The 21,280-nt window shown below is 68.9% G+C and carries 24 protein-coding genes and 1 tRNA gene; 5 read left to right on the top strand and 20 right to left on the bottom strand.

The genetic code is table 11. The features are described from left to right. Positions 1-917: 917 nt before the first annotated feature. Complete coding sequence (locus tag ASE75_RS10935) at positions 918-1,259, top strand: hypothetical protein (RefSeq protein WP_055933253.1); 342 nt, start codon at positions 918-920, stop codon at positions 1,257-1,259. Positions 1,260-1,262: 3 nt separating this feature from the next. Here the strand turns inward: ASE75_RS10935 and ASE75_RS10930 are convergent, their stop codons facing one another. Continuing rightward, complete coding sequence (locus tag ASE75_RS10930; RefSeq protein ID WP_055933250.1) at positions 1,263-1,466, bottom strand: hypothetical protein; 204 nt, start codon at positions 1,464-1,466, stop codon at positions 1,263-1,265. 104 nt (positions 1,467-1,570) lie between these two features. Between ASE75_RS10930 and ASE75_RS10925 the strand changes: the two genes are divergently transcribed. After that, positions 1,571-2,161 (top strand): recombinase family protein, encoded by a 591-nt coding sequence (locus tag ASE75_RS10925; RefSeq protein WP_055933247.1) that lies wholly within the window; start codon positions 1,571-1,573, stop codon positions 2,159-2,161. Here ASE75_RS10925 and ASE75_RS15490 read toward each other — a convergent pair whose 3' ends face one another. Together ASE75_RS15490 and ASE75_RS10920 are read right to left on the bottom strand one after the other, a co-directional pair. Continuing rightward, positions 2,162-2,335 (bottom strand): hypothetical protein, encoded by a 174-nt coding sequence (locus ASE75_RS15490; protein ID WP_156340387.1) that lies wholly within the window; start codon positions 2,333-2,335, stop codon positions 2,162-2,164. 609 nt (positions 2,336-2,944) lie between these two features. Further along, a tRNA-Ser gene (locus ASE75_RS10920) sits at positions 2,945-3,037 on the bottom strand. Between the two features lie 165 nt (positions 3,038-3,202). On the opposite strand from ASE75_RS10920, the gene ASE75_RS10915 reads away from it, so the two are divergent. Then, complete coding sequence (locus ASE75_RS10915) at positions 3,203-3,949, top strand: DUF1134 domain-containing protein (protein WP_055933244.1); 747 nt, start codon at positions 3,203-3,205, stop codon at positions 3,947-3,949. A 273-nt stretch (positions 3,950-4,222) separates the two neighbouring features. After that, entirely contained in the window at positions 4,223-4,570 is a 348-nt protein-coding gene (locus tag ASE75_RS10910; protein WP_055933241.1) for a hypothetical protein, read from the top strand. Positions 4,571-4,683: 113 nt separating this feature from the next. On the opposite strand, the gene ASE75_RS10905 is transcribed toward ASE75_RS10910, so the two are convergent. After that, positions 4,684-6,009, bottom strand: coding sequence for a dihydroorotase (locus tag ASE75_RS10905; RefSeq protein WP_055933238.1), 1,326 nt, complete (start codon positions 6,007-6,009; stop codon positions 4,684-4,686). A gap of 44 nt (positions 6,010-6,053) precedes the next feature. On the opposite strand from ASE75_RS10905, the gene ygfZ reads away from it, so the two are divergent. Further along, positions 6,054-6,800 (top strand): CAF17-like 4Fe-4S cluster assembly/insertion protein YgfZ, encoded by a 747-nt coding sequence (gene ygfZ, locus ASE75_RS10900; RefSeq protein ID WP_055933235.1) that lies wholly within the window; start codon positions 6,054-6,056, stop codon positions 6,798-6,800. On the opposite strand, the gene ASE75_RS10895 is transcribed toward ygfZ, so the two are convergent. From ASE75_RS10895 to ASE75_RS10820, 16 genes are all read right to left on the bottom strand, one after another. After that, positions 6,779-8,080: a UDP-glucose dehydrogenase family protein gene (locus ASE75_RS10895; protein ID WP_055933232.1), complete on the bottom strand. Its 1,302-nt coding sequence runs from the start codon at positions 8,078-8,080 to the stop codon at positions 6,779-6,781. The genes ygfZ and ASE75_RS10895 overlap by 22 nt on opposite strands. A gap of 770 nt (positions 8,081-8,850) precedes the next feature. Then, positions 8,851-9,972: an OmpA family protein gene (locus ASE75_RS10890; RefSeq protein WP_055933229.1), complete on the bottom strand. Its 1,122-nt coding sequence runs from the start codon at positions 9,970-9,972 to the stop codon at positions 8,851-8,853. A 336-nt stretch (positions 9,973-10,308) separates the two neighbouring features. Then, on the bottom strand, positions 10,309-12,468 hold the full coding sequence (locus ASE75_RS16040; protein WP_055933226.1) for a phage tail protein: 2,160 nt from the start codon (positions 12,466-12,468) through the stop codon (positions 10,309-10,311). Between the two features lies 1 nt (position 12,469). Further along, positions 12,470-12,886, bottom strand: a complete 417-nt coding sequence (locus ASE75_RS10880; protein WP_055933223.1) for a hypothetical protein — start codon at positions 12,884-12,886, stop codon at positions 12,470-12,472. Then, positions 12,883-13,695 carry a DUF2163 domain-containing protein gene (locus ASE75_RS10875; RefSeq protein WP_055933220.1) on the bottom strand — a complete coding sequence of 271 codons (813 nt, stop codon included), beginning with the start codon at positions 13,693-13,695 and terminating at the stop codon, positions 12,883-12,885. Before ASE75_RS10875 ends, ASE75_RS10880 begins: the two co-directional genes overlap by 4 nt. Continuing rightward, positions 13,692-15,962: a DUF2460 domain-containing protein gene (locus tag ASE75_RS10870; protein ID WP_055933217.1), complete on the bottom strand. Its 2,271-nt coding sequence runs from the start codon at positions 15,960-15,962 to the stop codon at positions 13,692-13,694. The genes ASE75_RS10875 and ASE75_RS10870 overlap by 4 nt, the downstream gene beginning before the upstream one ends. 122 nt (positions 15,963-16,084) lie before the next feature. Beyond that, positions 16,085-16,651, bottom strand: a complete 567-nt coding sequence (locus ASE75_RS10865) for a hypothetical protein (protein ID WP_055933214.1) — start codon at positions 16,649-16,651, stop codon at positions 16,085-16,087. Continuing rightward, positions 16,644-16,868, bottom strand: a complete 225-nt coding sequence (locus ASE75_RS10860) for a phage tail assembly chaperone (protein WP_235512649.1) — start codon at positions 16,866-16,868, stop codon at positions 16,644-16,646. The genes ASE75_RS10865 and ASE75_RS10860 overlap by 8 nt, the downstream gene beginning before the upstream one ends. Next, a complete protein-coding gene (locus tag ASE75_RS10855; RefSeq protein WP_055933211.1) occupies positions 16,868-17,191 on the bottom strand; it encodes a gene transfer agent family protein in 324 nt (107 codons plus the stop codon). Before ASE75_RS10855 ends, ASE75_RS10860 begins: the two co-directional genes overlap by 1 nt. Then, positions 17,188-17,595 carry a phage major tail protein, TP901-1 family gene (locus ASE75_RS10850; protein ID WP_055933207.1) on the bottom strand — a complete coding sequence of 136 codons (408 nt, stop codon included), beginning with the start codon at positions 17,593-17,595 and terminating at the stop codon, positions 17,188-17,190. The genes ASE75_RS10855 and ASE75_RS10850 overlap by 4 nt, the downstream gene beginning before the upstream one ends. 135 nt (positions 17,596-17,730) lie before the next feature. Next, complete coding sequence (locus tag ASE75_RS10845) at positions 17,731-18,123, bottom strand: DUF3168 domain-containing protein (RefSeq protein ID WP_055933204.1); 393 nt, start codon at positions 18,121-18,123, stop codon at positions 17,731-17,733. Further along, positions 18,120-18,299 carry a hypothetical protein gene (locus ASE75_RS10840; RefSeq protein WP_055933201.1) on the bottom strand — a complete coding sequence of 60 codons (180 nt, stop codon included), beginning with the start codon at positions 18,297-18,299 and terminating at the stop codon, positions 18,120-18,122. The genes ASE75_RS10845 and ASE75_RS10840 overlap by 4 nt, the downstream gene beginning before the upstream one ends. Further along, positions 18,296-18,862, bottom strand: coding sequence for a head-tail connector protein (locus ASE75_RS10835; RefSeq protein ID WP_055933198.1), 567 nt, complete (start codon positions 18,860-18,862; stop codon positions 18,296-18,298). The genes ASE75_RS10840 and ASE75_RS10835 overlap by 4 nt, the downstream gene beginning before the upstream one ends. Before the next feature lie 117 nt (positions 18,863-18,979). Next, entirely contained in the window at positions 18,980-19,879 is a 900-nt protein-coding gene (locus ASE75_RS10830) for a phage head spike fiber domain-containing protein (protein ID WP_055933194.1), read from the bottom strand. Beyond that, positions 19,879-20,145: a spike base protein, RCAP_Rcc01079 family gene (locus tag ASE75_RS10825; RefSeq protein WP_055933191.1), complete on the bottom strand. Its 267-nt coding sequence runs from the start codon at positions 20,143-20,145 to the stop codon at positions 19,879-19,881. Before ASE75_RS10825 ends, ASE75_RS10830 begins: the two co-directional genes overlap by 1 nt. 63 nt (positions 20,146-20,208) lie before the next feature. Continuing rightward, positions 20,209-21,210 carry a phage major capsid protein gene (locus ASE75_RS10820; protein ID WP_055933188.1) on the bottom strand — a complete coding sequence of 334 codons (1,002 nt, stop codon included), beginning with the start codon at positions 21,208-21,210 and terminating at the stop codon, positions 20,209-20,211. Positions 21,211-21,280: the final 70 nt, after the last annotated feature.

Below are 21,280 nucleotides of genomic sequence, written 5' to 3'. Positions count from 1 at the left end.
CCGTTCCAATCATCTCCCGCGAATGTCCGCAGGAAACTCTCTAATAGTAGAAGGTTAAGTTCGGACATGATGGCAGAGGGTGGTGCTGGTTCACCTCGACCTCGACCACATGAACTTGCCCGCAGGTGCTGGTTCGACGCTTGATGGTGCGGCCTCGTGCCGCGCCAGCAAGGGGCGAGCGAGCGGCAAGGGCCGGGGACGGGCGAAGCGCGGCACCGTTCGACATGAGCGATCATACTGTCAGTCGAGGCGTCGGCCTTGCCGGTCCCGCTCTGGCGGTCCCGTCCGCGCCCACCGCGAACAGCTTCACTGGTTCGACACCACGGGTGCCGACCCAGATCGCTGCTCCTCGTGGAGCACGACAAGTTCACCTCGACGAGGCCATGTTGCCTGCTCGACTGCTGCCAACCTGATGCTCGGGCGACAGCCCCGATGGAACGGCGAGCGGACATGGTGGGCGTTCCAGAAACCTGCCCGTCTTCGCCCGCTCGAACGGCCCGGTTTTCCGTCGATCCGGCATCGCACTTTCGACCGTTCCACAACCGGTTGATTGAGGAACAGGCGTGGGCGGTTGGCCTACTCGACCACCTCATAGGGCCACTGCCAAGGCGACTGTAGGAAAGCGGTCCCGCCCTTCCGGTCGGACTCTTTCACCCAGATACGGAAGCGGGTTCCAACCCGATGTGCGTCGCGAAGTTTACGCGACCATTGCACCTGCATGTCCTGCGGGAACATCTGCCCCTCGATAGGGCGCAGGCGAACCTCGAACTTGCTGCCAGCCTTGCGCGCTGAGTATGTCTCAACGACAATCTGGTGATGGTGCTCCCACGGCATCGCCATTGATCTTCCCCTTCCCCCGAGGGCGGCATCGTGGTCAGCGGTAGAACGTAAAGCAACCGGCACCACTAAATACGGGCATGCCCACGTCCATTCCGCTCACTGGCTGCCCCGGCCTCATCGACCTCATGCTGACCGGCGAGGGGCTTTGCCCGAGCTTCACCCTCAACGGCGTCCAGTGCGCGGTCGAGCGGGTCGAGGGTCACGCCTGCTTCGAGGCCGTCACCCCGGACTTCGGCCTCTCAGTGATCTATCCCGGTTGGTATGCCGGTGAGCACGGCGCACCTGCCCAGATCGTCATCGTCGGCGACACCCAAGACTGCCTGCAATGGCTTCCCATCGACCCTGCCGACAAGCGCGCCCTCATCAACCGCCTGCCCCTCGACGAGATCAACAAGACCATGTTCACGCTGGCGGTGTAGCCGTCACTGCGCTCGTTCAATGAGGGCAGACAACTGGTTGCCCGTGCCAACCTTCATGCGATTGGCGTTGAGCGTGCTGTTGGTGCTCGGGTCGTAATAGCCCAGCAGCATGGCATTGCGGTTGAGCGCCTTCTGCTTCCCGCCACCCTGCTCCTCGATATAGCCGATGACGATGCGGTTCTCGTTCAAGATGGGCGTGCGTGCCATATGACCTCCTGTTCAATGAGGCTCGATGCTCCCACTGAAACGGAAAATAGTCGAACTAAATGAACTACTTGACGTATTCCAGAACTGGAGCGAGTCCTTCTGGAATGACCAAGCGCATCGCCATCTACACCCGTGTCTCGCAGGACTCCCAGACCACCGAGAACCAGCGCCGCGAGCTTGTCGCCGTCGCTGAGCGGAACGGCTGGGAGGTGGTCGCTGAGTTTACCGACCATGGCATCTCCGGTGCCAAAGGCCGCGACAAGCGCCCCGGCTATGACGCCCTGATGAAGGCCGTGGCACGCCGGGAGATCGACATGGTGGCAAGCTGGGCCGTGGACCGGCTCGGACGCTCCCTCCAGAACCTCGTCGGCTTCCTCACTGAGATCAACGCGAAGAACGTGGACCTCTATCTCCACCAGCAGGCGCTCGACACCTCGACGCCCAGCGGACGCGCCATGTTCGGCATGCTCAGCGTGTTCGCCGACTTCGAGCGCGAACTCATCCGCAGCAGGATCATGGCAGGGCTCAGCCGCACCACCAAGCGGTCTGGGCGACCGCCTCTCGACCCCGAGAAGGTCGAGCGGATCAAACGCTCCCTCACTAAGGGCGTCAGCATCAACGCCACGGCCAAGAAGCTGAAAGTCGGTGTCGCGACCGTCCACCGCCTCAAGCAGCATATGGCGCAAGCCGCCTGATTACAGCGAGCGCACCCACTCGACCATTTCCTCAGCAGTCATCACACGACCCGGCTGAGCCGCCGCCTGTTCGAGCCACGCGACGAATCCGGGATCAAGCGACTCCCCACGACAGATCGCGCACGCATCGTCGTCGTGGCCGTGATCGCAACCGTCCTTGAAAGCGTCGCCCATGAATCATCCCCTCGACCTCACTGACGAGGCCACAGCCACCATCGAACCACATGACGCGCCCACCACTATACAGGCCATCACCGAACGCTTGCGAGGCCGTGCTGAGGCGGTCAGCGGAGCGGCTCCAAATGGTGCCACGGCTGATTTCCCTTCGCCCGCTCCAGCGACTTCCAAGCCTTTGGAAGTCCTCGCAAAACCGTCTAAGCGACGGTCCAGCGCCAAGATTGTCCCCACAGACCGTCTACACANAGAGCCGGGCCGTCCGATCCCCCGATCAGCTCGACCAGCCCACCACTATACAGGCCATCACCGAACGCTTGCGAGGCCGTGCTGAGGCGGTCAGCGGAGCGGCTCCAAATGGTGCCACGGCTGATTTCCCTTCGCCCGCTCCAGTCTTCATCATGGAAGACCGCGGACCGGATCACGGTGGTTCCCACATTATTGGAATGATGCTGTTTGCGCATGCACGCGATTATCGTGGTCTGATGGAATCAATGCCGATTCTGTCGACAGAAACGTTCGTCCGATAGCCGGACTGGCTTTTTGGAAAAGTAAAATACGCCACACCGGTGCTGATAACCCGTCAATCGGGTACTGCGGCAGTGGGATTGGCGGAGACGGAGGGATTCGAACCCTCGGTACCAGTAAACCCGGTACGGCGGTTTAGCAAACCGCTGGTTTCAGCCACTCACCCACGTCTCCGGTAGCAGCGCAAGCCAGCCCTATAGCGGGGGGATCCCCGGCGATCAACCGTGCGTGGCGTGCGGATCGTCGTAAATCGACATGGCCTTCGGCGGCGTTCATTGCAGGCTAAGCCCGGTGCCGGTTAAGGACATGGATCGGGGTGCCCCCGGGGGAGTGTGGACGATGCGCGGAATATGGCGAGCCTTGGGGCTGGGACTGGGGCTGGCCGTCATGATCCCGGGTGGTGTCGTCCAGGCGCAGGTGCGGACGATCGACCCGAATCGTGCGGTCGATGGCGATCTGGCCACGCCGCCGCCGGCGGACAATCCGCCCCCCGCCGCCTATCGCGATGAACCCGTCCCGGTCGACACCGATGCGCCGCCCCCGATCACGCCCGTGCAGCAGGCGCAGGCGGAGCAGCGCGCCACCGCGACCACGCAGGCGGCCGACACCTTCAAGCGCGACGACCTGATCGGCGCGGGCGAGGACGTGTTCGGCAAGGGGGCGGCCGGCTTCGGCGGAATCATCGAGAAGATCCTGAAGGAACAGGGCCAGCCCAACGCCTATATCGCCGGGCGCGAGGCGTCGGGCGCGTTCGTCGTCGGGCTGCGCTATGGCTCCGGCATCATGACCCACAAGGTGGAGGGGCAGCAGCCCGTATACTGGACCGGCCCGTCGGTCGGGTTCGACGTCGGCGGCGACGCGAACAAGGTCTTCGTGCTGGTCTACAACCTTTACGACACCGAGGAGCTGTTCAAGCGCTTCCCGGCGGCGGAGGGGCGGCTGTACCTCGTCGGTGGGTTCGCCGCGACCTATCTGCGGCGCGGCAACGTCGTGCTGATCCCGGTCCGGCTGGGCGTCGGCTGGCGCGCGGGCGTCAACGTGGGGTACATGAAGTTCAGCCACAAATCGAAGTGGTTGCCGTTCTAGGCGCAGCCGGGCAGGCGCGACGCGCCTGACTCCGGCAAGCCCGGCCGGCGGGGCAAAGCCCCGACCGACGACACGGGCTTCGCCCGTGTCGCGACGAAGCCCGGACGCGTCTGCTGATCCGGCCCGCGCCACCTCCCACGACACGACGTCCGGTACGCGCGGCCATGGATCCCGGATCAAGTCCGGGATGACGGATGGATCATGGCGAATGACGCTTCTCCGCCTCCACACCCGCAATTGACGCCGCGCGCCCAACCCCTACACCGCACGGCCATGGCCAAAGCAGACCGTCTCGAACGCCTCGACACCCAGCGCATCGACCTGGAGGCGGACTATCGCGCGACGCTGATCGCCGCGCTGGAACGTACCGCCGCCGGGCACTGGGGGCTGTTCGATCATCAGGCGGATCGCAAGACCCGCGCGGCGATCGCCCCGACCATCGCCGCGCTGTCGGAGATGGCCGACACCATCGCCGATATGCGCGACCGCCTGTTGATGGAGCCGTTCGCGCTTCACGCCGCGTTCCTCGCCGCGCGCGGTGTTGTCAGCGCCAGCGCGGTCGGCGAACCGAAACAGGCCCGCGCGTGGCTCGACCGGCTTGCACAAGAAGCGGCGGCTTAGGGTTCACAAGCCGCCCGACGCATACCCGTGTGCCTGCGTACGCCGGAACCCAGTGCCGAACAGCGAATCCCTTGGGTCGCGGGACTCCTGCGTTCGCCGGAGAACGGATGCCCTCAGCCGTATTCCACCGACTCGAACCGGATCGGCCTCCCGGTGGCGGCATCGCCCAATGCCCCGTCCCACATCGCGACCGACCCGCGCACGATCGTCCCCATCGGCTTGCCCGTCAGCGTCTCGCCCGTAAAGGGTGACCAGCCGCACCGCGACTGCAACCAGCTGTCCTCGATCGTCCAGCGCGCCTTCAGGTCGACGATCGTGAAATCGGCGTCGTAGCCGACCGCGATCCGCCCCTTGCCCGAAATCCCGAAAATCCGCTGCGCGCCAGCACTGGTCAGCTCGATCACCCGCTGCAACGACAACCGTCCCTTGCTCGCATGGTCGAGCAGCAGCGGCAGCAGCGTCTGCACCCCCGGCATGCCCGATGGCGACTGCGGATAGGGCCGCGCCTTTTCCTCGCGCGTATGCGGCGCGTGGTCCGACCCGATCACGTCCGGCGCGCCCTGGTTCAGCCAGTGCCACAGGCCGTCGCGGTGCGCGCCGGAGCGGATCGGCGGGTTCATCTGCGCCCAGGTGCCGAGCCGCGGATACGCATCCTCACCCGCCAGCGTCAGATGCTGCGGCGTGACTTCACAGGTGGCGATGTCCTTGTTCCGGGCGATCAGTTCCAGTTCGGCCGGGGTGGTGACGTGCAGGATATGGATCCGCCGCCCCGCTGCACGCGCCAGCCGCAGGATCCGCGTGGTGGCGATCAGCGCGCTCTCGTCGTCGCGCCACACTGGATGCGAGGCGGGATCCCCGTCGATCCGGTGAGTCGCGGCCCGCGCGTTCATCCGGTCCTCGTCCTCGGCATGGATAGCAACGCGGCGATGGCCGCTCGCCAGCACCTCGGCCAGTTGCGAGTCCTCGGACACCAGCAGGTCGCCGGTCGACGACCCCATGAAGATCTTGACGCCCGCCGTCCCCGGCAACCGCTCCAGCCGCGCCAAGTCGGCGGCATTGTGGTTGGTCGCGCCGACATAGAAGGCGTGGTCGCACCACATCGTCTTCGCGCGCGCCAGCTTGTCGGCGATCGCCGCCTCGCTGTCGGTGTTGGGGTTGGTGTTCGGCATCTCGAACACCGCGGTCACGCCGCCCATCACCGCCGCGCGGCTGCCGCTTTCCAGATCCTCCTTGTGGACCAGGCCGGGTTCGCGAAAATGCACCTGTGTGTCGATGACGCCGGGCAGGATGTCGAGGCCGGTGCAGTCGATCGTCCGCCCCGCATTGCCCTGCGCGCCGATCTCCACGATCCGCCCGTCGCGCACGCCGACATCGGCCTGAACCGGTCCGCCGGGGGTATGGACCGTCCCGCCGGTCAGCTTGAGATCGAACGTCGCCATCACTTGCCCTTTCGCTGCTGCGTCACCCTCCCTACCTAGCGGGGATGGATGACACCACCCCGGCAACGATGCTGGCCGACCGCGCGGTGCTGCGGCTGGCTGGCCAGGACGTACGCGGATTTCTGCAGGGGCTGGTGACCAACGACACCGTTGGCCTTGGGCCGGATACGCCGCGCTGGGCGGCGTTGCTGTCGCCCCAGGGCAAGGTTCTGTTCGACTTCATCCTGTGGGGAGACGGCGACGATGTGCTGGTCGATTGCGAGGCGGATCAGGCCGACGCATTGACGCGCCGCCTGTCGATGTACCGCCTGCGCCGCGCGATCACCATCGCGCGCGACGATCTCGCGGTGCACTGGTCGCTGGAGGGCGGGGAGGGCGTGCCTGATCCGCGCCTGCCCGCACTGGGGCGTCGCTGGCTCGGCCCCGCCGCCGCGCCCGCGACGGGCTGGCGCGCGCACCGCCTGTCGCTCGGCGTGACCGAAGGCGTCGCTGAACTCGGGGCCGGCGCGACCCTGTGGCTCGAATGCAACGCCGATGCGCTGAACGGCGTCAGTTATACCAAGGGATGCTATGTCGGGCAGGAGAACACCGCCCGGATGCACCACCGGTCCAAGGTAAACCGGCGGCTGGTCGTCGCGCCGATCGGCCCGGAAACCGACCGCACGCGCGTCACCTATCCCGACCTCGGCCTGATGATCGAACATCGCCGGGTCGAGGCGATCGGTGATGCGCTACGCCCCGACTGGCTGGCCGCCGCGCTCGCCGAGGATCAGCGGCCGACCGCGGTATAGGCGAAGCCCGCGGCTTCCACTGTCTCGCGGTTATACACGTTGCGCAGGTCGACCATCACCCGACCCGCCATCACCTCGCCCAGCTTGGCGAGGTCAAGCGCCCGATAGGCGTCCCATTCGGTCACGATCACCACCGCATCCGCGCCCCGCGCCGCTTCATAGGCGTCGGTGCAGAAGGTCAGGTCCGGCATCAGCGCGCGGGCCGCGTCCATTCCCTCCGGGTCATGCGCCCGCACCGCAATGCCTGCATCCTTCAGCGCCAGCGCGATCGCGATCGACGGCGCATCGCGCATGTCGTCGGTGTTCGGCTTGAACGTCAGCCCCAGCATCGCGACCGTCCTGCCCCGCGTCTCGTCGCCGAGCGCGTGGATGACCTTGCGCCCCATCGCCCGCTTGCGGCTGTCGTTGACCTGCACCACCGCCTCGACGATCCGCACCGGCGTCTGGTAATCCTCCGCCGTCTTCAGCAGCGCCAGCGTATCCTTGGGGAAACACGACCCGCCATAGCCCGGCCCGGCATGCAGGAACTTCTTGCCGATCCGGTTGTCCAGCCCGATCCCGCGCGACACATCCTGCACGTCTGCGCCGACCGCCTCGCACAGGTCGGCGATCTCGTTGATGAAGGTGATCTTGGTCGCCAGGAACGCGTTGGCGGCATATTTGATAAGCTCGGACGTGCGGCGTCCGACGAACAGGATCGGACTTTCATTCAGGTACAGCGGCCGATAGACCGCATGCATCACCGATCGCGCGCGCGCATCCTCGGTGCCGATCACGATCCGGTCGGGCCGCTTGAAATCGCCGATCGCGGCCCCTTCGCGCAGGAATTCGGGGTTGGAGACGACCGCGATGTCCAGTTCGGGGCGGGCGGCGTGCAGGATCGCCTCGACCTTGTCGCCGGTTCCGACCGGCACCGTCGACTTGGTCACGACCACCGTCGGCCCGGTCAGCGCGGTCGCGATCTCCTCGGTCGCGGCAAAGACATAACTCAGGTCGGCATGGCCGTCGCCGCGCCGCGATGGCGTGCCGACCGCGATGAAGATCGCATCGGCCCCCGCGACCGCCGATGCCAGATCAGTCGTGAAGCGCAGCCGTCCCGCCACAACGTTGCTCGCGACCAGCTGCTCCAGCCCCGGCTCGTAGATCGGCATCCGCCCCGCTTCCAGCGCCGCGATCTTGCCCGCGTCCTTGTCGACGCAGACGACGTCATGGCCGAAGTCGGAGAAGCAGGCACCCGACACCAGGCCGACATAGCCCGAACCGATCATCGTAATCCGCATCGAAAATGTCCGTCTTCAAAAATGATGCTCCGCCATAGCGAACGCCGGCACGCTTGCCACTAGGCCATTGCGCCGCGGCCGGTCCCGGACCTGCGGCGCAGCAGGATGTCAGGGCGGGTTTCCATGACATCCGTACACGGGTTTCGACATCCCGGCGCAGGCCCGGATCCAGAGCTGCGGAAGCTAAGGTCCATGGCGTTGAATCCGCCATCACGTCCGGGATAACGGACGGATACAGGAATCTACGGGGACGGATCGACATCCAGCCTCGGGTTCGTCTGGGCCAGACACAAGACATTGCGCGCGCGGAGGCGCTGACAACGCAGAGGTGTCGTGCTGGCCGTATTGGCGGCGTTCCCCCATCGAACCATCGAGATGACAGGGCCAGGCGGCCGCACCTACCACACCTCCGCGTCCTTCCGAGCCTCCGCGCGAACACGATTTCTCCTTCAGACGGGGCTTTCGTGGCCATGGCATGTCGAGCCGGGAGGGGGATCTGATGTTTGTCGTCATCCCGGCCTCGCTCCAGGATCTCTAGCCACAAAGGTTGCCCTTCATGGTTCGAGTTCCCGGCATTCGATGGAATGGCTGACACGCTGGCGGTTAGTGTCAGCGCCAGCGCCAAGAATGTCGATCGGTCCCAGGGAAGATAAAGCGAAGGGCGGGAACCAGCACCGCCCGGTCCTTCTCAGGCAAAGAAAAAGGGAGGCCGGCAATGCCGACCTCCCCAAATTCATCCCGGTCGCGAAACCGGGAAACAGGTATCAGGCTTAGTTGCCCGAACCCGGACCGTACGTGACTTCCACGCGACGGTTCTGCACTTCGCGGACGCCATCGGCGGTGTCCACGCGCGGGCGGGTCTCGCCGAACGCTTCGGTCGAGATGACGCCCGACGGGATCGCTTTCGACGACAGATAGGCCTTCACCGAATCCGCGCGACGCTGCGACAGGCCGACGTTGTACGAGGCTGCGCCCGACTTGTCGGTGTAGCCTGCCAGCATGACCTGTGCGTTGCCGCACGACTGGTATTGCGTGACGGCGTTGTCGAGGATCGAACCGGCTTCCGGCGTGATATCCGACTTGTCCCATTCGAAGAACACGATGAACGGACCAGGCGAGCAGACGACGGGCTCCGGTGCCGGTGCGGGCACTGGCTCCGGCGGCAGCGGCGCAGGCACCGGTGCGACGGGTGCAGGTGCAGCTTCCTCAACCGGCGAACCGAAGTTGTAGGTCAGGCCGCCCAGGATGCTGTGCGAACGGAAACGACCCTCGAAGTTCGTATTCGTTGCGCTAACCAGCTTGACGTTCTCGGCGTTGAAGAAACGATACTTCAGCGTCGCGTCGACATGGTCGGTCAGCGGAGCGCGGACGCCCGCCAGACCCTGATACGCGAACACGGTGTCCGAATCGTTCAGGAAATCTGCACGCTGGTTCAGCGCGTAGTTTGCCTTCACGCGAGCAACGCCGACACCGCCGCCGATGAAGCCCTGGATGCCGTCGTCTGCACCGAAGTCCAGCAAGCCGTTCAGCATGAAGCTGAGCGCCGAGGTGGAACCACCGGCATAGTCATAGTTGCCGGCAGGCGACGTTGCGCTGCCGAGGCCGGTCGGCGTACGAACGGTCGACGAGATGCTGTCGACAGTTGCCTTGCGATAGCTGGTCTCGGTTTCGACCCGGAAACCACCGAAGTCGTAACCGATGACGCCACCGACGTCATAGCCATAGTCGTGATCGACCGACGTCGCGTCGTTAACGCCATTGACGTCGTAATCGATATCCTCGACGATCATCGCGCCACCCTCGACGCCGACATACCACGACTTGTCGCGGGCCAGCGCAGGTGTTGCGAGAGCGGTGGAGGCAAGCGCCAGAATTACGGCAAGCTTACGCATAAAATTCCCCTTTCCTTGGTGTCACTACGGACAGCGCAAACTCACTACCCCCGGGTTGGTTTCCGCGCAAGCGAACAAAAATATGCGACTGTTGCCAATCTACAACAGCCAGGATGCTGCAATTCTGGCGTGTTCGCCAACCGATTCAACGATTTGTCCGGCCCGTGCCTGTGACGGCGGATCGGCGAATACACCCCCCGGCGGACGGTGCGGCGGACGGTCGCCCCCTGCCCGACGACGACCGTCATCAGGCCCTGTCCGATGCCGCCGTACCGGTCCCCATAACGGCCCAACCCGCCCCCGGGGATCTGCCCGGGATCCGTCTGTCACCGGGCCTTAGGCGACAACCGGAAGGCAAAGGCGGGTGAATCGGGACAGGCCCATCGTACCGCGTTGCGCGACGGCAACACTTGCGGCGCCGGCGGCGATATCGGCCGGCGGAATCGCATACGCCGGCATGCCGATTTCGGCAGTGCGCAAGATACCGACCGCCGTCTCGGCCATCACGACATAGGCCTCGCGTTCCTCGATCAGCGGCCCATCGCCACCGTCGGTTCCGGTCCACCCGGCGCGGCTGCGGCGGACCCAGCGCAAGGCGATCGTCCCGTCACCCTGCCGTTCCGCTGTCAGCAGCGTCGGGGCAGGGGGCAGCACCGAGGCCCCCGTCACCACCACCGCGACCGTGACCGGGCCGTCCCGGTCGCCGACCCCGGCCGCCATGACTCGCACCGTCCTGCCGATCGCCGCGACGGGCAGGTCGATGGCGCAAATCGTCGCGGGCGACAGCAGCACGAACCGGTCGCCCACCGCGTGCGTGGTCATGGCATGGTCGGTCCCGCGCGCACCGCGCGTCAGCATCCCGAGCCGCCACCGGTTCCCGCCTTCGGGCGTCGCCCGCCCGAACCGGATCACCTCGTCGCCGACCATCGCCACCGCCCCGCCGGCCACCGCCCCGCCAAGCCCGGCATCGCTCAATTGCATGTGATCCTCGGCCAGCGTCACGACCATCGCCGCCGCCGGGTCGCCCGGTTCGACCCCCGCCTCCGGCAGGGTCGTCACCCGGCCGATCGCGCCGGGCAGGGCGGTCGCGCCGGCCTCGACCCAGCTTGCGCCCTCGTCCAGACTGTACAGCAGCGCCGCGCGCCGCCACCCCGGGCCGCCGCTCGCCACCACCGAGAGGCGCGGCGCGGTCAGGATGCTGTCGTCCAGCGGCAGCGTCTCGACCACCGCCAGCATCGTCGCGCCGATCACCGCGTCACGCTCCGCCAGCACCCGGCCGGAACTCGCTGCAACCGGCGGTGTCGCGACACCGGCCGGCACCAGCGCGACCCGCCCCGCCATCCGCTCGACCGTCACCGCGCGCACCCGCCACCGGCCGCGTTCGCCGGCGATCGTCACCACCGTCCCCGGCGGAATCGCCAACGCCGCCGGGCCGATCGCCAGCGTCCGGCTGAATCGCTGCGCCTCGGCACGGGCCAGGATTCCCTGTGCCACCGCCTTGGCCGCCGATGCCGACAGCGCCGCAGGCACCGCGACATCCTCCTCGCGCAGGCCCGCCCCCGGTCGCCGCGCGCGCTGCAACCCGGCCTGATAGTCTCGCGCCGGGTCGTAATGCGTCACCGTCACCGATCGCGGCACCTGATCGGCCGGCGTCATCGCCCGCGCCATCGGCCGATCCGCGCCGTCCGCCACCATGCCGCCATCGACCAGCGACAGGGTCGGTCCATCGTCATCACCCCGCAGCATCAGCCGCGCGCCGTCCAGCGCGAACACCGCGCCGCTTGCCTGCGCCAGCGTGTCCAGCACCGCGCGCACGCTGCCGCCCGCCACCGCAAAGCCGTCGACCGCAAACGCCACGTCGCCGGTCACCGTATCGGCGATGGCCCGCGCGATCGTCCCGACGTCGACCGGCCCGTCCTCGGCGATCACCTCGAACGTCAGTGACGGGATGCGGTTGCCATAGTCGGCCAGCGCCAGCCCCTCGAACACCGCATAGGCGCAGCCCCGGTGCGCCGGTGTCGCCGCCCCTTCGGCCGACGCGATCAGCGGGTCGGGCGTCTGTGCCTCGCCGCCCCGGTGCAGCCGGAACAGGCCCGCCACCTTCAGGTCGCCCGCCGCCCCGCGCAGCAGCGTTCCATCCGCCCAGATCCGCCCGACGCCGGCAATCGCCCGCGCCGACAGCAGCACCGCGAACGATGCGGCATAGCTGTAGCTGGTCGTGCCGGGCTGCCCCTTGCCACCGCCCGCCGTCCCGCGCGTCTCGATCAGGTCGGTCGCCCAGATCACCGTCCCCGCCACCCGCATCCGCCCGAACACCTGCGGAATCTGCGCGCCGTAGCGCGACGTCTGCACGGCGAGGTCGGTCAGCCGCGGCCCCTCGCGCCGCTTTGGCCCCAGCACCCGCCGGTCGACCGCCTGGCCGATCAGCGCGCCGATCGCCCCGCCGACCGGACCGCCCACCGCCGTCCCGACCGCGCTCAACACCAATGTCGCCATGTCAGTCCTCCCCCGACGTTCCGATTGGCGGCGACCACGCTCCCAGCAGCGGCCACGGCGCGACACCCGGTCTCAGCACCACGCGCCGCAGTCCCGCATCGGCATGGACCAGCCCGCCGCCGGCGCGCACCGCCAGATGCAATTGCCCCGGCCCGCTCGCGAACAGCAGGACGTCGCCATCTGCCCACCCGCTGCCCCTTGCAAACCGCGCATCCAGCATCGCCGCGACCGCATCGGGATCGCCACCGCGCAAGCCATAGCCCGTCGGCACCACCCCCGTGCGCGCACCACCCCCGGCCAGCGCCAGCGCGACCAGCCCGACACAGTCCAGCCCATGTTCCACATCGCGCCCGTGCAACCGATAGCGCACGCCCACCGCCGCCAGCGCCGCCGCCGCGACCCGGTCCCCGGCCGTCACGCGCCGGGATACCGCGTCAACAGGTCCATCCCCGGCAGATACGGTTCCCCGCGAAAATTCACCGCATTGCCGAACCGCGCGGTGCAAGTGGCGATGCTGCGGTCGCATCCCTCGATCAGCTCGACCAGCGCCCCCGCCGCCACCGGCAACGCCGGCGGCGAGCGCAACGTCACGGTCGCGCCCTCCGACCGTGCGACCGCCTGTTCCAGCCCGCTGTTCCCGCCCCCGAACCAGCGCAGCAGCCCAGCCCCATAGGCGTCCGCTACCGGCTCGCTCCCGTCCAGCGTCAACGCCGCGCCCTCGGCGGCGACCACCCGCGCGAACCGCCGCCGCCCGGCCATCGCCACGCGGCACCGCCGGTCGCCAAGGTCGGCGCGACACTCGGGCGACGTCTCCTCCACCACCGGCCGGTCCAGTGCCGCATTGCCGCCGCGCAGTTCGGCGGTGAAACCGCCTTCGCGCAGTTCGACCGCGCCGATCGTCCCCTCGCCAAGGTCGACCCGGCCGGATTCGCCACTCCAGTCGACCGCGAACAGCATCACCCGCGCCCCGTCCCATCGCCCGGCCAGCAGGTCGCGCTCGCTGATCGCCCCGGCCGACAGCGCGCCCGACACGTCCATCGTCTCCGCCTCCAGCCCGATGCTTCGCGTGATCGCCGACGGCACCATGCCCGGCGCGGCCCGGTGGACCAGCCCGTCGATCGTCAGGTCGCGGTCATGCGCGGTCAGCCCGATCGCCACCCCGTCGCGCCGCTCGATCCGCCAGCACAAGGCAATCGTCGCCAGTTCCGCCGCCAGCCAGCCGCTCATACCCGCACCTCGACCAGCGGCACCGACGCGGCCATGCCGGCCAGATGCGTCGCCCGGTTCACCGCCAGCCGGTCCTGCGCGAACCGCACCACCACGTCGAAGGTGCAGGCGGCGCTGACCACCGCACCGGCCGGCGGCGCGGCGTCCAGCACCACCCACCCGTCCGGCTCCACCGTGAAGGCCGCCGTCGCCACACCGGACACCGCCACCGCCACGCTGCCCGCCACCGGCCGGACGATCCGCCGCATCGTCTCGCCATAGCGTTTGGCCAGCGCGAACCGGCGCGTGCGCCCGTCGCCGGTGCCGATCGGCGTGTCGGCCATCGTCGCATCGAACGGATCGCGCAGGCGAAACGCGCGCGCCGGCCCCATCCGCGCCCGGAAAAAGTCGAGCAGCAGCGCGATGTCGCCTTCCGACCGCAGCCCCGGCCCGACATCACAGGTCGTCCGCGCCTCCGCCCAGGCCGCCACCCGCTGCTCGGTCCCGCCGGCCCCCGTCAGGATCGTCGTTGCGAACCCGGGTGCCACCTCCGCCTCACGCCCGATCGGCATCGGAAACAGCACATCGTCATAGGCCTGCATCGCATCCTCCCCGTCTGTATCGAAATGCACAAAGCCGTCACGCATCACCTGCGGCAGCGCCCAGACAAAGGTCGCCGCCACCCCGCGCGCGCGCGCCACGTCGGCCGCCGCGTCGATCAGCGCCCACTGCGCCCGCTGGTCGGGCCGCAGCACGAACCCGCTCAGATAATGCTGCCGCGCCACCGGATAGCCCAGCCGCGCGCCCGCCACCGCGACCCCCGCCGCGCTGGCGGCGGTGTCGCCCCCGGTCACCCAGTCATAATCCTCCAGCTGCAGCACATCGAACGCCGGGCTGGCCCAGCCGACCGGCATGTTCGCCCGCGCCATCGCCGGTGCCGCGCGGTCCAGCACCGTGGGCAGATACGTCAGCAGATGCGTGACGCACCCCGGCGCGGCCGCCTTCGCCGCCGCCACCAGCGCGGCGGTCGATGCCGCCAGGCACGCCCCCGCCCGCTCCAGCGTCGCCAGTTGCGCCGCCGTCTTGTCGCCCTTCGCGGAGGGAATCGCGACCGGCGCGAACGCGGCGACGGCGGCGGCATCGTACAGGCACGGCTTCCCGTCCGGCGTCACCCACCACCACGGCTCCCCCACCTGGAACTTCGGCACCAGCCCGGCGTCGATCGTCACGCCCAGAAACGCAGCCGCAACCGCGCGCAGATACGCCATCGCCCCGCCATGCGCGGGCGACAGCAACGTCGACGGCGGCACCCACCCGGTCAGCGCCGGCGCGCCATCCGCCGCCCGCTGCTTCCAGTCGCCCCAGCAATGCGCGTCGAACACTTCGTAACTCAGCGACCAGATCACGCCGATCCCCAGCGCCTGCGCCCGGCTCGCAAAGTCGCGATGCCACGCCGCACACGCGTCATTCAGCACACCGCCCGCCAGACTGACGAACAGCCCGTCCCCGGCGCGTTCCAGCCGGAAATAATGGCTCATCCCCACATAATGGATCACGTCGCCGCGATACCCCAGGTGCAGCATGGTGCGCAGCAATCGCGCCGGCGTCAGGTGATAGCTGTCGTCATAGCCGCTCGCGATGCCCAACCCGTGTTCGGGCACCACCGCCTCGCCGATCGCCAGCACCGACCCCGGCCCGTCGCAGGCTATGTCCGACAGCGCGACCCACCCCTCGGCCGGCGTCGCCAGAAATCCATCCGTCCCGTCATAGTCCGGCGCGACCAGCGACACGAACATCCGGTCGACGTCCCCCGCCCACACCGGATCCGCCTCACCCGGCAGCAGGAACCCGCCGGTCACCTGCGCGAAGTCCAATGTGACGACCGCATCCTCCGGCGTGCCGTCCGCATAATTCCACAGCCGCACATACCAGGCGCGCGGCCGTCCACCCGCATCGCGCCCCTCGATCGTCAGCGTCGGTCCGTTGACCGCATCCAGCGCCCGCACGCCCGCCGACCGCCAGCGAAACCGCAAGGTGCAGTCCCGGAAATCCCGCGCCGTCTCATACGCCAACAACGGATGATCATGGACGTCCTCGGCCTCCCAGATCAGCCCGGCCAGGTCGTCCCGGCGATAGAACACGCAATCCACGCGCAGCGCATCCGGCGCGGTCGTCGTCACCGCCGCCATCATCGGCCGCGGAAAATTCACCGTCCAGAACCGCGGATCGAACCGCGTCAGGACCCCTTCCGCCTGCACCGTCCGCGCCGCCGCCAGCCAATGGCCCATGGTCCTACTCCCCCACCCCAAATCCAACCCGTGTTCCTGCGAACGCAGGAACCCCGGAGCCGCGCGCCGAACCCTCGCGACGACCCCAGCCTTCTGCGCTCGCGAAAGAACAGCCCGCCGCCTCAATCCTCGGCCAGCAACGCACCCCGCACCGCCCGCGCCACCTGCCGGCTCGACTGCGCCATCGCGCCGGCCGCCTCGCCCGCCCCCGCATGGACGATGATCGACACCCGCACGTCGCGCCCGCCGCCGCCGGCCACCGGCACGGCCACACTGCCGCTCGCGGTCGGCACGAACAGCTCCGGCCCGCGCTCCCCCACCCAATAGGGTCGCCCCGGCGACACCGGCCCGCCGGTCGCCCGCCCCGGTGCGCCGCCGAACAGCGCCAGCAAACCGGAAACCAGACCGCCGGCCAGACCGCCGCCGCCCGCCATCTGCTGCACCCCGCCGCGCAGCGAAGCCGCAGCAATCTCGCTCATCGCCTGCACCGCCACCGCCTTCAGATCGTCGAAGCCCAGCTTGCCGGTCCGCACCGCGCGCAACAGCGATCCCTCGATCGCGCGCCCCGCCCGGTCCGCACCCATGCCCAACGACCCCTCCAGCATCTCGCGCAGCAACCCCACATCGCGCGCAAACCCGGCGGTGTCGGCGCGCACGCCGATCACCAGCCGTTCGATCTCCTCATCCATCCGGAAACGCCTCCCGCAATTTCATGATCGCCGCCGCATCGGGCGGCGCAGTCATGCCGTCGCCCACACCCCGGCTCTCGGTCATCGCCGTGACGACCACCGCCAGTTCCGCCGGGGTCGCCGCCCAGAATCCGTCCGGCGACCAGCCCAGCACCGCCCCCGCAAACCCCGCCAGCCGCGCCGCGCTGTCGCCGAACATCCCCTGCTCGACGACCATCACCGCCCCGCCAGGATCTGCCCGACCAGCGTCTTCAGCGCGGGCATCGCCGCGACCAGTCCGGCCGCCGCCACCGCCTCCCCGAACTGCTCGCGCGACACCGGCGGGGAATCGCGCAGGCAATGCCAGAACAGCGCGACGATCTCGCCCAGCCCAAGCCGTCCTTCCGCCACCCGCTCGACCAGCGCGAACAGCGGCCCCAGCTCGCCCTCCGCCGCGACCAAAGCCGCGAAACTCGGCCGCAGCACCAAAGCCACGCCCGCCACCCGCACCACAGCCTCGCCGCGATGGCCATTTGCGGGAGCGTCCTGATCGCGGATCATGCCGACACCACCGGCCCGGAACTCTCCAGGCTCAGCGTGTAGGATCGCTCCCCGTTGAAATCGCCGGCATAGTCCAGCCGCGACACCAGGAACCGCCCGGTCATCGACGCCCCGCTCTCGAAACTCAGCCGGTAATCGTCCAGCACGCCGGCCAGCGCATTGGCCTTCACCCGCGCCTCCGCCACCGATCCGGTGAACACGCCAGCGCCCGACACGCTGACCGACCGCACGCCTGCGCCCGACAGCAATTCGCGCCAGCCGCCCGATTCCTTAGTCGTCACCACCACCGCCTCGCCGTTGACCGACAGCTGCGTCGTGCGCAGCCCCGCCACCGTCGCGAACGCCGGCGTCGCCGCCCCGTCGCCGATCTTCAGCAGAAACGCGCTACCCTTCTCCACGCCCATGCCCGGTCTCCCAATGATGAATTGAAACGCGAAAACAACAACCCGCACGCCACCCCGGCGAAGGCCGGGGCCAATCGGGCAAGCAGCGGCAAGAACGCGACCACCGCCGTCCCATCCGGAATCCGCCCGTCGCCGCTAACTCTGCGCCCGGTACATCCGCACCGCGAACTCGCTGGCGGCACTCCACCGGTCCGCGGCACCCCGCGTCATCCGCCCGCGCACGAACCGGATCGACGCGATCCGCCACCCGCCGCCAAGGTCGACCGGCATCGCGCACACCGCATCCTCGATCCCCTCGATCGCGACGCGCAGCCGCACCGGCCGCTCGCCCGCATCGTGCAGCACGACCACGATCCGCCCCTCGCGCCCGCTCCAGTCCTTCGCGCTCCAGTCGACCAGCACCGGATCGACCACGAGGCCATAGGGCACCGTCGCCCGCACCGGCGGCGCGTCGAACAGCGCAAAGCCCGGAACGCCGGCACGCGCCGCCGCCAGCACACCCGCCTGCAAGGCTGCGCGCGCAGTCATCGCAACAGCCCGCCGGCCCAGCGCACCGCGTCGAACACGCCGCGCCCCTCGACCCGCAGCGTATCGCCGTCCCGCACCACCCGCGCCTCGGGCACCGCCTCCGCCACCCGCGCCTCCAGCCGTGCGACCGCCGCTGCGACCGCCCGCGCGCCGGCCCGTTCCGCCACCGCGCTCATGCCCGCACCGGGCGGGCAGGGGTCATCACCACGCGCCGCCACGGTCGCCACAATGCGGCCACCGCCGCCGGCGGACCTGCCCCGCTTCCCCGTTGGTCGACCAGGTGCGCGGTCAGCATCACGATCCCCTGCGCGATTCCCATCGGCAGCGTCGCCCAGTCGCCCGCCAGCCCCGCCGAATAGGCCACCGCCACCCGCGCCGCATCGCCCGGCGCAGCCACCCGCACCCAGCCATGCCCTGTGCCGTCAATGTCGATCGCATAGGCCCCCACCGGCAGCACGAACGGCGCGGCGCCCGCCGGCAATCCGGTCACCCCGGCAATCGCCTGTACCGGCGCCCGCGCCAGCCGCTGCCAACCGCCGCTGACCGTCAGGACATCCTCCTGCATCGCAACGATCGGCACCGCGCCGATGAACGCCTCGGCCAGCGCAAACGCGCTCCCCGCCGCGCGCGCCAGCACGGTGTCCTCTCCCGTCTCACCGCTTCGCAGGAACGCCCGCGTCGCCACCACCGCCTCCGCGATCGCGCTCGCGGGCACCCCCGCGCCCAATTCCGTCCGCATATCCGCCTCCCGTCATCCGATGCAGTATTCCGCCCCGTGTTTCCCCGCGAAGGCGGGGATCCAGAGCCAGGCATGGGGCAAGGGCTTGTCGTGCCGCCACGCCGCGCAGGCTGTCGTTCAGGCGATCGCCGCGCGTACCACCCGCGCCCGCGCCAGCGTCGTCGGCACGCTCGCCAGGCCGCCGGCGATCGTCGTCGCCACGCTCTGCCCCGTCCCGTCGTCGAAGGTGTAGCGGACCGTCGCCGCGCCATCCGGCACGCCGCGCATCCGCCAGTCGATCGTCACCCCGTCGCGGCCGCGCGTCGCCATCGCGCCCGCCGTCGGGACATAGCTGCCGGCGGCCGTCCCCAGTTCGACCTGCGCCCCCCACATCAGCATCGTCCCCGCCGTCACCAGCCGCGGGTTGCAGGTGATCCCGGTCCCGGTCGCGACATAGCCGATCACGCAGCGATACCAGCCGCCGCCGACCGCCACGCAGGCGTGGTGCGTCAGCGCGCTGGTCGACATGACCGCACCGGTCAGCAGGTTGACGACCATGTCGTGATTGTCCGCGCTGTCCCGCAGGCGCACCACTCCGGGATTGCCCGCCTTCAGATAGATCGACTGCACGACCGCCGCCCCCGCCGTCACCACCAGATCCTGCGACGGCCCGGTTTCCCCGGCGCCCTGGGTAATCAGGTCGGCGGTGCCGGATCCGTCCGGCGCGGTGGCGGCATCGGTGCTCACCGTCGTGCCGCCGATCTTGCTCCAGTTTGCCGCTCCGATCGTCTCCGACCACAGCAGCCGGTTGGTCGCCTGCTCCTCGATCAGCAGCCCGCGCACCGCCAGCGTGACCGGATCATGGTCGAACCGCGCGCCATCGACCGGTTCGGTCGCGATCCGCCCGTTCGCGTCGATCCGCGTCGCCGCTGTCCCCCGCGACAGGGTCACGCCGGCCGGCAGCGCGGGTCCGCGAAACTCCACCGCCTGCGGCCCCGGCCGCTGCCGCAACGCCAGCCCCACGCCGAACGCGGCCATCAGTACAGCGCCAGGATGTCGGTCGCGGTCGTGCCGCTCGCCCGCACGAACTGCGCGCGGAACGGCAGGATGCTGCCCGAACCGACATTGCGGAACACCGTGTCCGCGCTCCCGGCGACACCGCGCATCGTGATCGCGCCGCCGCCGCCCACGAACAGCGCCTTGGTGATGTCGGCCAGCGGGTTCGTATCGTGCGGCACCACCGCCACCGCGCGCGTGGCGGGCGCGGACACCGCATCCGCCGCATTGGAAAAACTGTCGGCCATGTGTGTGCCTCCCGTAAGACTGAAATTGCCCCCTCCCGACCATTGGGGAGAGGGCAGGGGGGATCAGGACACCGCGATCTTCATCAGCTTGATCGCGTCCGAATTGGCGACACAGCCGCCGACCCGCTTCGTCGCGTAGAAATTGACGAACGGCTTGTTGCTGTACGGGTCGCGCAGGATCGCGGTCTCCTGGCGTTCGGCGATAATGTACCCCGCGCGAAAATTGCGGAACGCGATCGGCGTCGTGTTCGCCGCCACATCGGGCATGTCCTCCGCCTCCACCACCGGATAGCCCAGCAGCGTCGCCGGCTGCCCGGCGGTAAGCCCCGGCGTCCACAGGAACGCGCCGTCCGCGGTCTTCAGCTTGCGGATCCGCGCCAGCGTCGCCGCGTTCATCACGAAACACGCCCCCTGCCGGTATCCGCCGCGCAGGGCGTGGACCAGATCGACCAGCCGGTCCTGCGCCATCGACCCCAGGTCGACCGCATTGCCACTCGGCAGATATTGCAATGTCCCGAACGCACGCGGTCCATCGCCGGTCACCGCGACCGGCGACTGCAGGAACCCCTTCGGCCGGTTGACGCCCGACCCGTTCACGAACGCCGCCCCTTCGGCCTTGGCGAACTCGGTCGCGATCTCGCCCGCCAGCCACGCCTCGACGTCGAACGCGGCATCGTCCAGCATCGCCTGGCTGGCACTCGGATTGGCGTACAGCTCGCCCATCGGCGGCGCGATCTCGACGAACACCGGCGTCGCCGTTTCCGGCCGCGTGGCCGTCTCCGCCGCCCAGCCCGACGGCGTGCCCCCGGTCGTCACCAGCTTGCGATAGCCCGCACTGCCCACCGTCACGACATTGGCGATGGCGCGGATCGGCGACACGGCCTTCAGCGTCGCGTCGATCACCGCATCAATCTCGCGCGGCACCGCAAAGCCGCCCGCGTCACCGGTCACCCCGGTAAACGCCTTCATCTCGACCGTCGCGCCACTGCGCACGAACGCCCCGAACGCCCCTGCCGCAACACTCGCACCCGACAGCACCGGCCGGCTCACCACATCATTCGACATAACCCATCATCCCCATGAAAAAAGGCCCCCGCCAAACCAGCGAGAGCCTCCAGAAAAACCACCCGTGTTC

The organism is Sphingomonas sp. Leaf17, from assembly GCF_001421505.1.
In the GTDB taxonomy this organism is placed as follows: Bacteria; Pseudomonadota; Alphaproteobacteria; order Sphingomonadales; family Sphingomonadaceae; genus Sphingomonas.
The sequence above is the reverse complement of the archived record's forward strand: the minus strand, read 5'-3'. Positions and strand labels throughout refer to the sequence as shown.

Bases quoted from the DNA above. Each gene is read 5' to 3' on its own strand.
- ASE75_RS10935 (WP_055933253.1), top strand. From the start codon at position 918: ATGCCCACGTCCATTCCGCTCACTGGCTGCCCCGGCCTCATCGACCTC.
- ASE75_RS10930 (WP_055933250.1), bottom strand. From the start codon at position 1,466: ATGGCACGCACGCCCATCTTGAACGAGAACCGCATCGTCATCGGCTAT.
- ASE75_RS10925 (WP_055933247.1), top strand. From the start codon at position 1,571: ATGACCAAGCGCATCGCCATCTACACCCGTGTCTCGCAGGACTCCCAG.
- ASE75_RS15490 (WP_156340387.1), bottom strand. From the start codon at position 2,335: ATGGGCGACGCTTTCAAGGACGGTTGCGATCACGGCCACGACGACGAT.
- ASE75_RS10915 (WP_055933244.1), top strand. From the start codon at position 3,203: ATGCGCGGAATATGGCGAGCCTTGGGGCTGGGACTGGGGCTGGCCGTC.
- ASE75_RS10910 (WP_055933241.1), top strand. From the start codon at position 4,223: ATGGCCAAAGCAGACCGTCTCGAACGCCTCGACACCCAGCGCATCGAC.
- ASE75_RS10905 (WP_055933238.1), bottom strand. From the start codon at position 6,009: ATGGCGACGTTCGATCTCAAGCTGACCGGCGGGACGGTCCATACCCCC.
- ygfZ (WP_055933235.1), top strand. From the start codon at position 6,054: ATGGATGACACCACCCCGGCAACGATGCTGGCCGACCGCGCGGTGCTG.
- ASE75_RS10895 (WP_055933232.1), bottom strand. From the start codon at position 8,080: ATGCGGATTACGATGATCGGTTCGGGCTATGTCGGCCTGGTGTCGGGT.
- ASE75_RS10890 (WP_055933229.1), bottom strand. From the start codon at position 9,972: ATGCGTAAGCTTGCCGTAATTCTGGCGCTTGCCTCCACCGCTCTCGCA.
- ASE75_RS16040 (WP_055933226.1), bottom strand. From the start codon at position 12,468: ATGGCGACATTGGTGTTGAGCGCGGTCGGGACGGCGGTGGGCGGTCCG.
- ASE75_RS10875 (WP_055933220.1), bottom strand. From the start codon at position 13,695: ATGAGCGGCTGGCTGGCGGCGGAACTGGCGACGATTGCCTTGTGCTGG.
- ASE75_RS10870 (WP_055933217.1), bottom strand. From the start codon at position 15,962: ATGGGCCATTGGCTGGCGGCGGCGCGGACGGTGCAGGCGGAAGGGGTC.
- ASE75_RS10865 (WP_055933214.1), bottom strand. From the start codon at position 16,651: ATGGATGAGGAGATCGAACGGCTGGTGATCGGCGTGCGCGCCGACACC.
- ASE75_RS10860 (WP_235512649.1), bottom strand. From the start codon at position 16,868: ATGGTCGTCGAGCAGGGGATGTTCGGCGACAGCGCGGCGCGGCTGGCG.
- ASE75_RS10855 (WP_055933211.1), bottom strand. From the start codon at position 17,191: ATGATCCGCGATCAGGACGCTCCCGCAAATGGCCATCGCGGCGAGGCT.
- ASE75_RS10850 (WP_055933207.1), bottom strand. From the start codon at position 17,595: ATGGGCGTGGAGAAGGGTAGCGCGTTTCTGCTGAAGATCGGCGACGGG.
- ASE75_RS10845 (WP_055933204.1), bottom strand. From the start codon at position 18,123: ATGACTGCGCGCGCAGCCTTGCAGGCGGGTGTGCTGGCGGCGGCGCGT.
- ASE75_RS10840 (WP_055933201.1), bottom strand. From the start codon at position 18,299: ATGAGCGCGGTGGCGGAACGGGCCGGCGCGCGGGCGGTCGCAGCGGCG.
- ASE75_RS10835 (WP_055933198.1), bottom strand. From the start codon at position 18,862: ATGCGGACGGAATTGGGCGCGGGGGTGCCCGCGAGCGCGATCGCGGAG.
- ASE75_RS10830 (WP_055933194.1), bottom strand. From the start codon at position 19,879: ATGGCCGCGTTCGGCGTGGGGCTGGCGTTGCGGCAGCGGCCGGGGCCG.
- ASE75_RS10825 (WP_055933191.1), bottom strand. From the start codon at position 20,145: ATGGCCGACAGTTTTTCCAATGCGGCGGATGCGGTGTCCGCGCCCGCC.
- ASE75_RS10820 (WP_055933188.1), bottom strand. From the start codon at position 21,210: ATGTCGAATGATGTGGTGAGCCGGCCGGTGCTGTCGGGTGCGAGTGTT.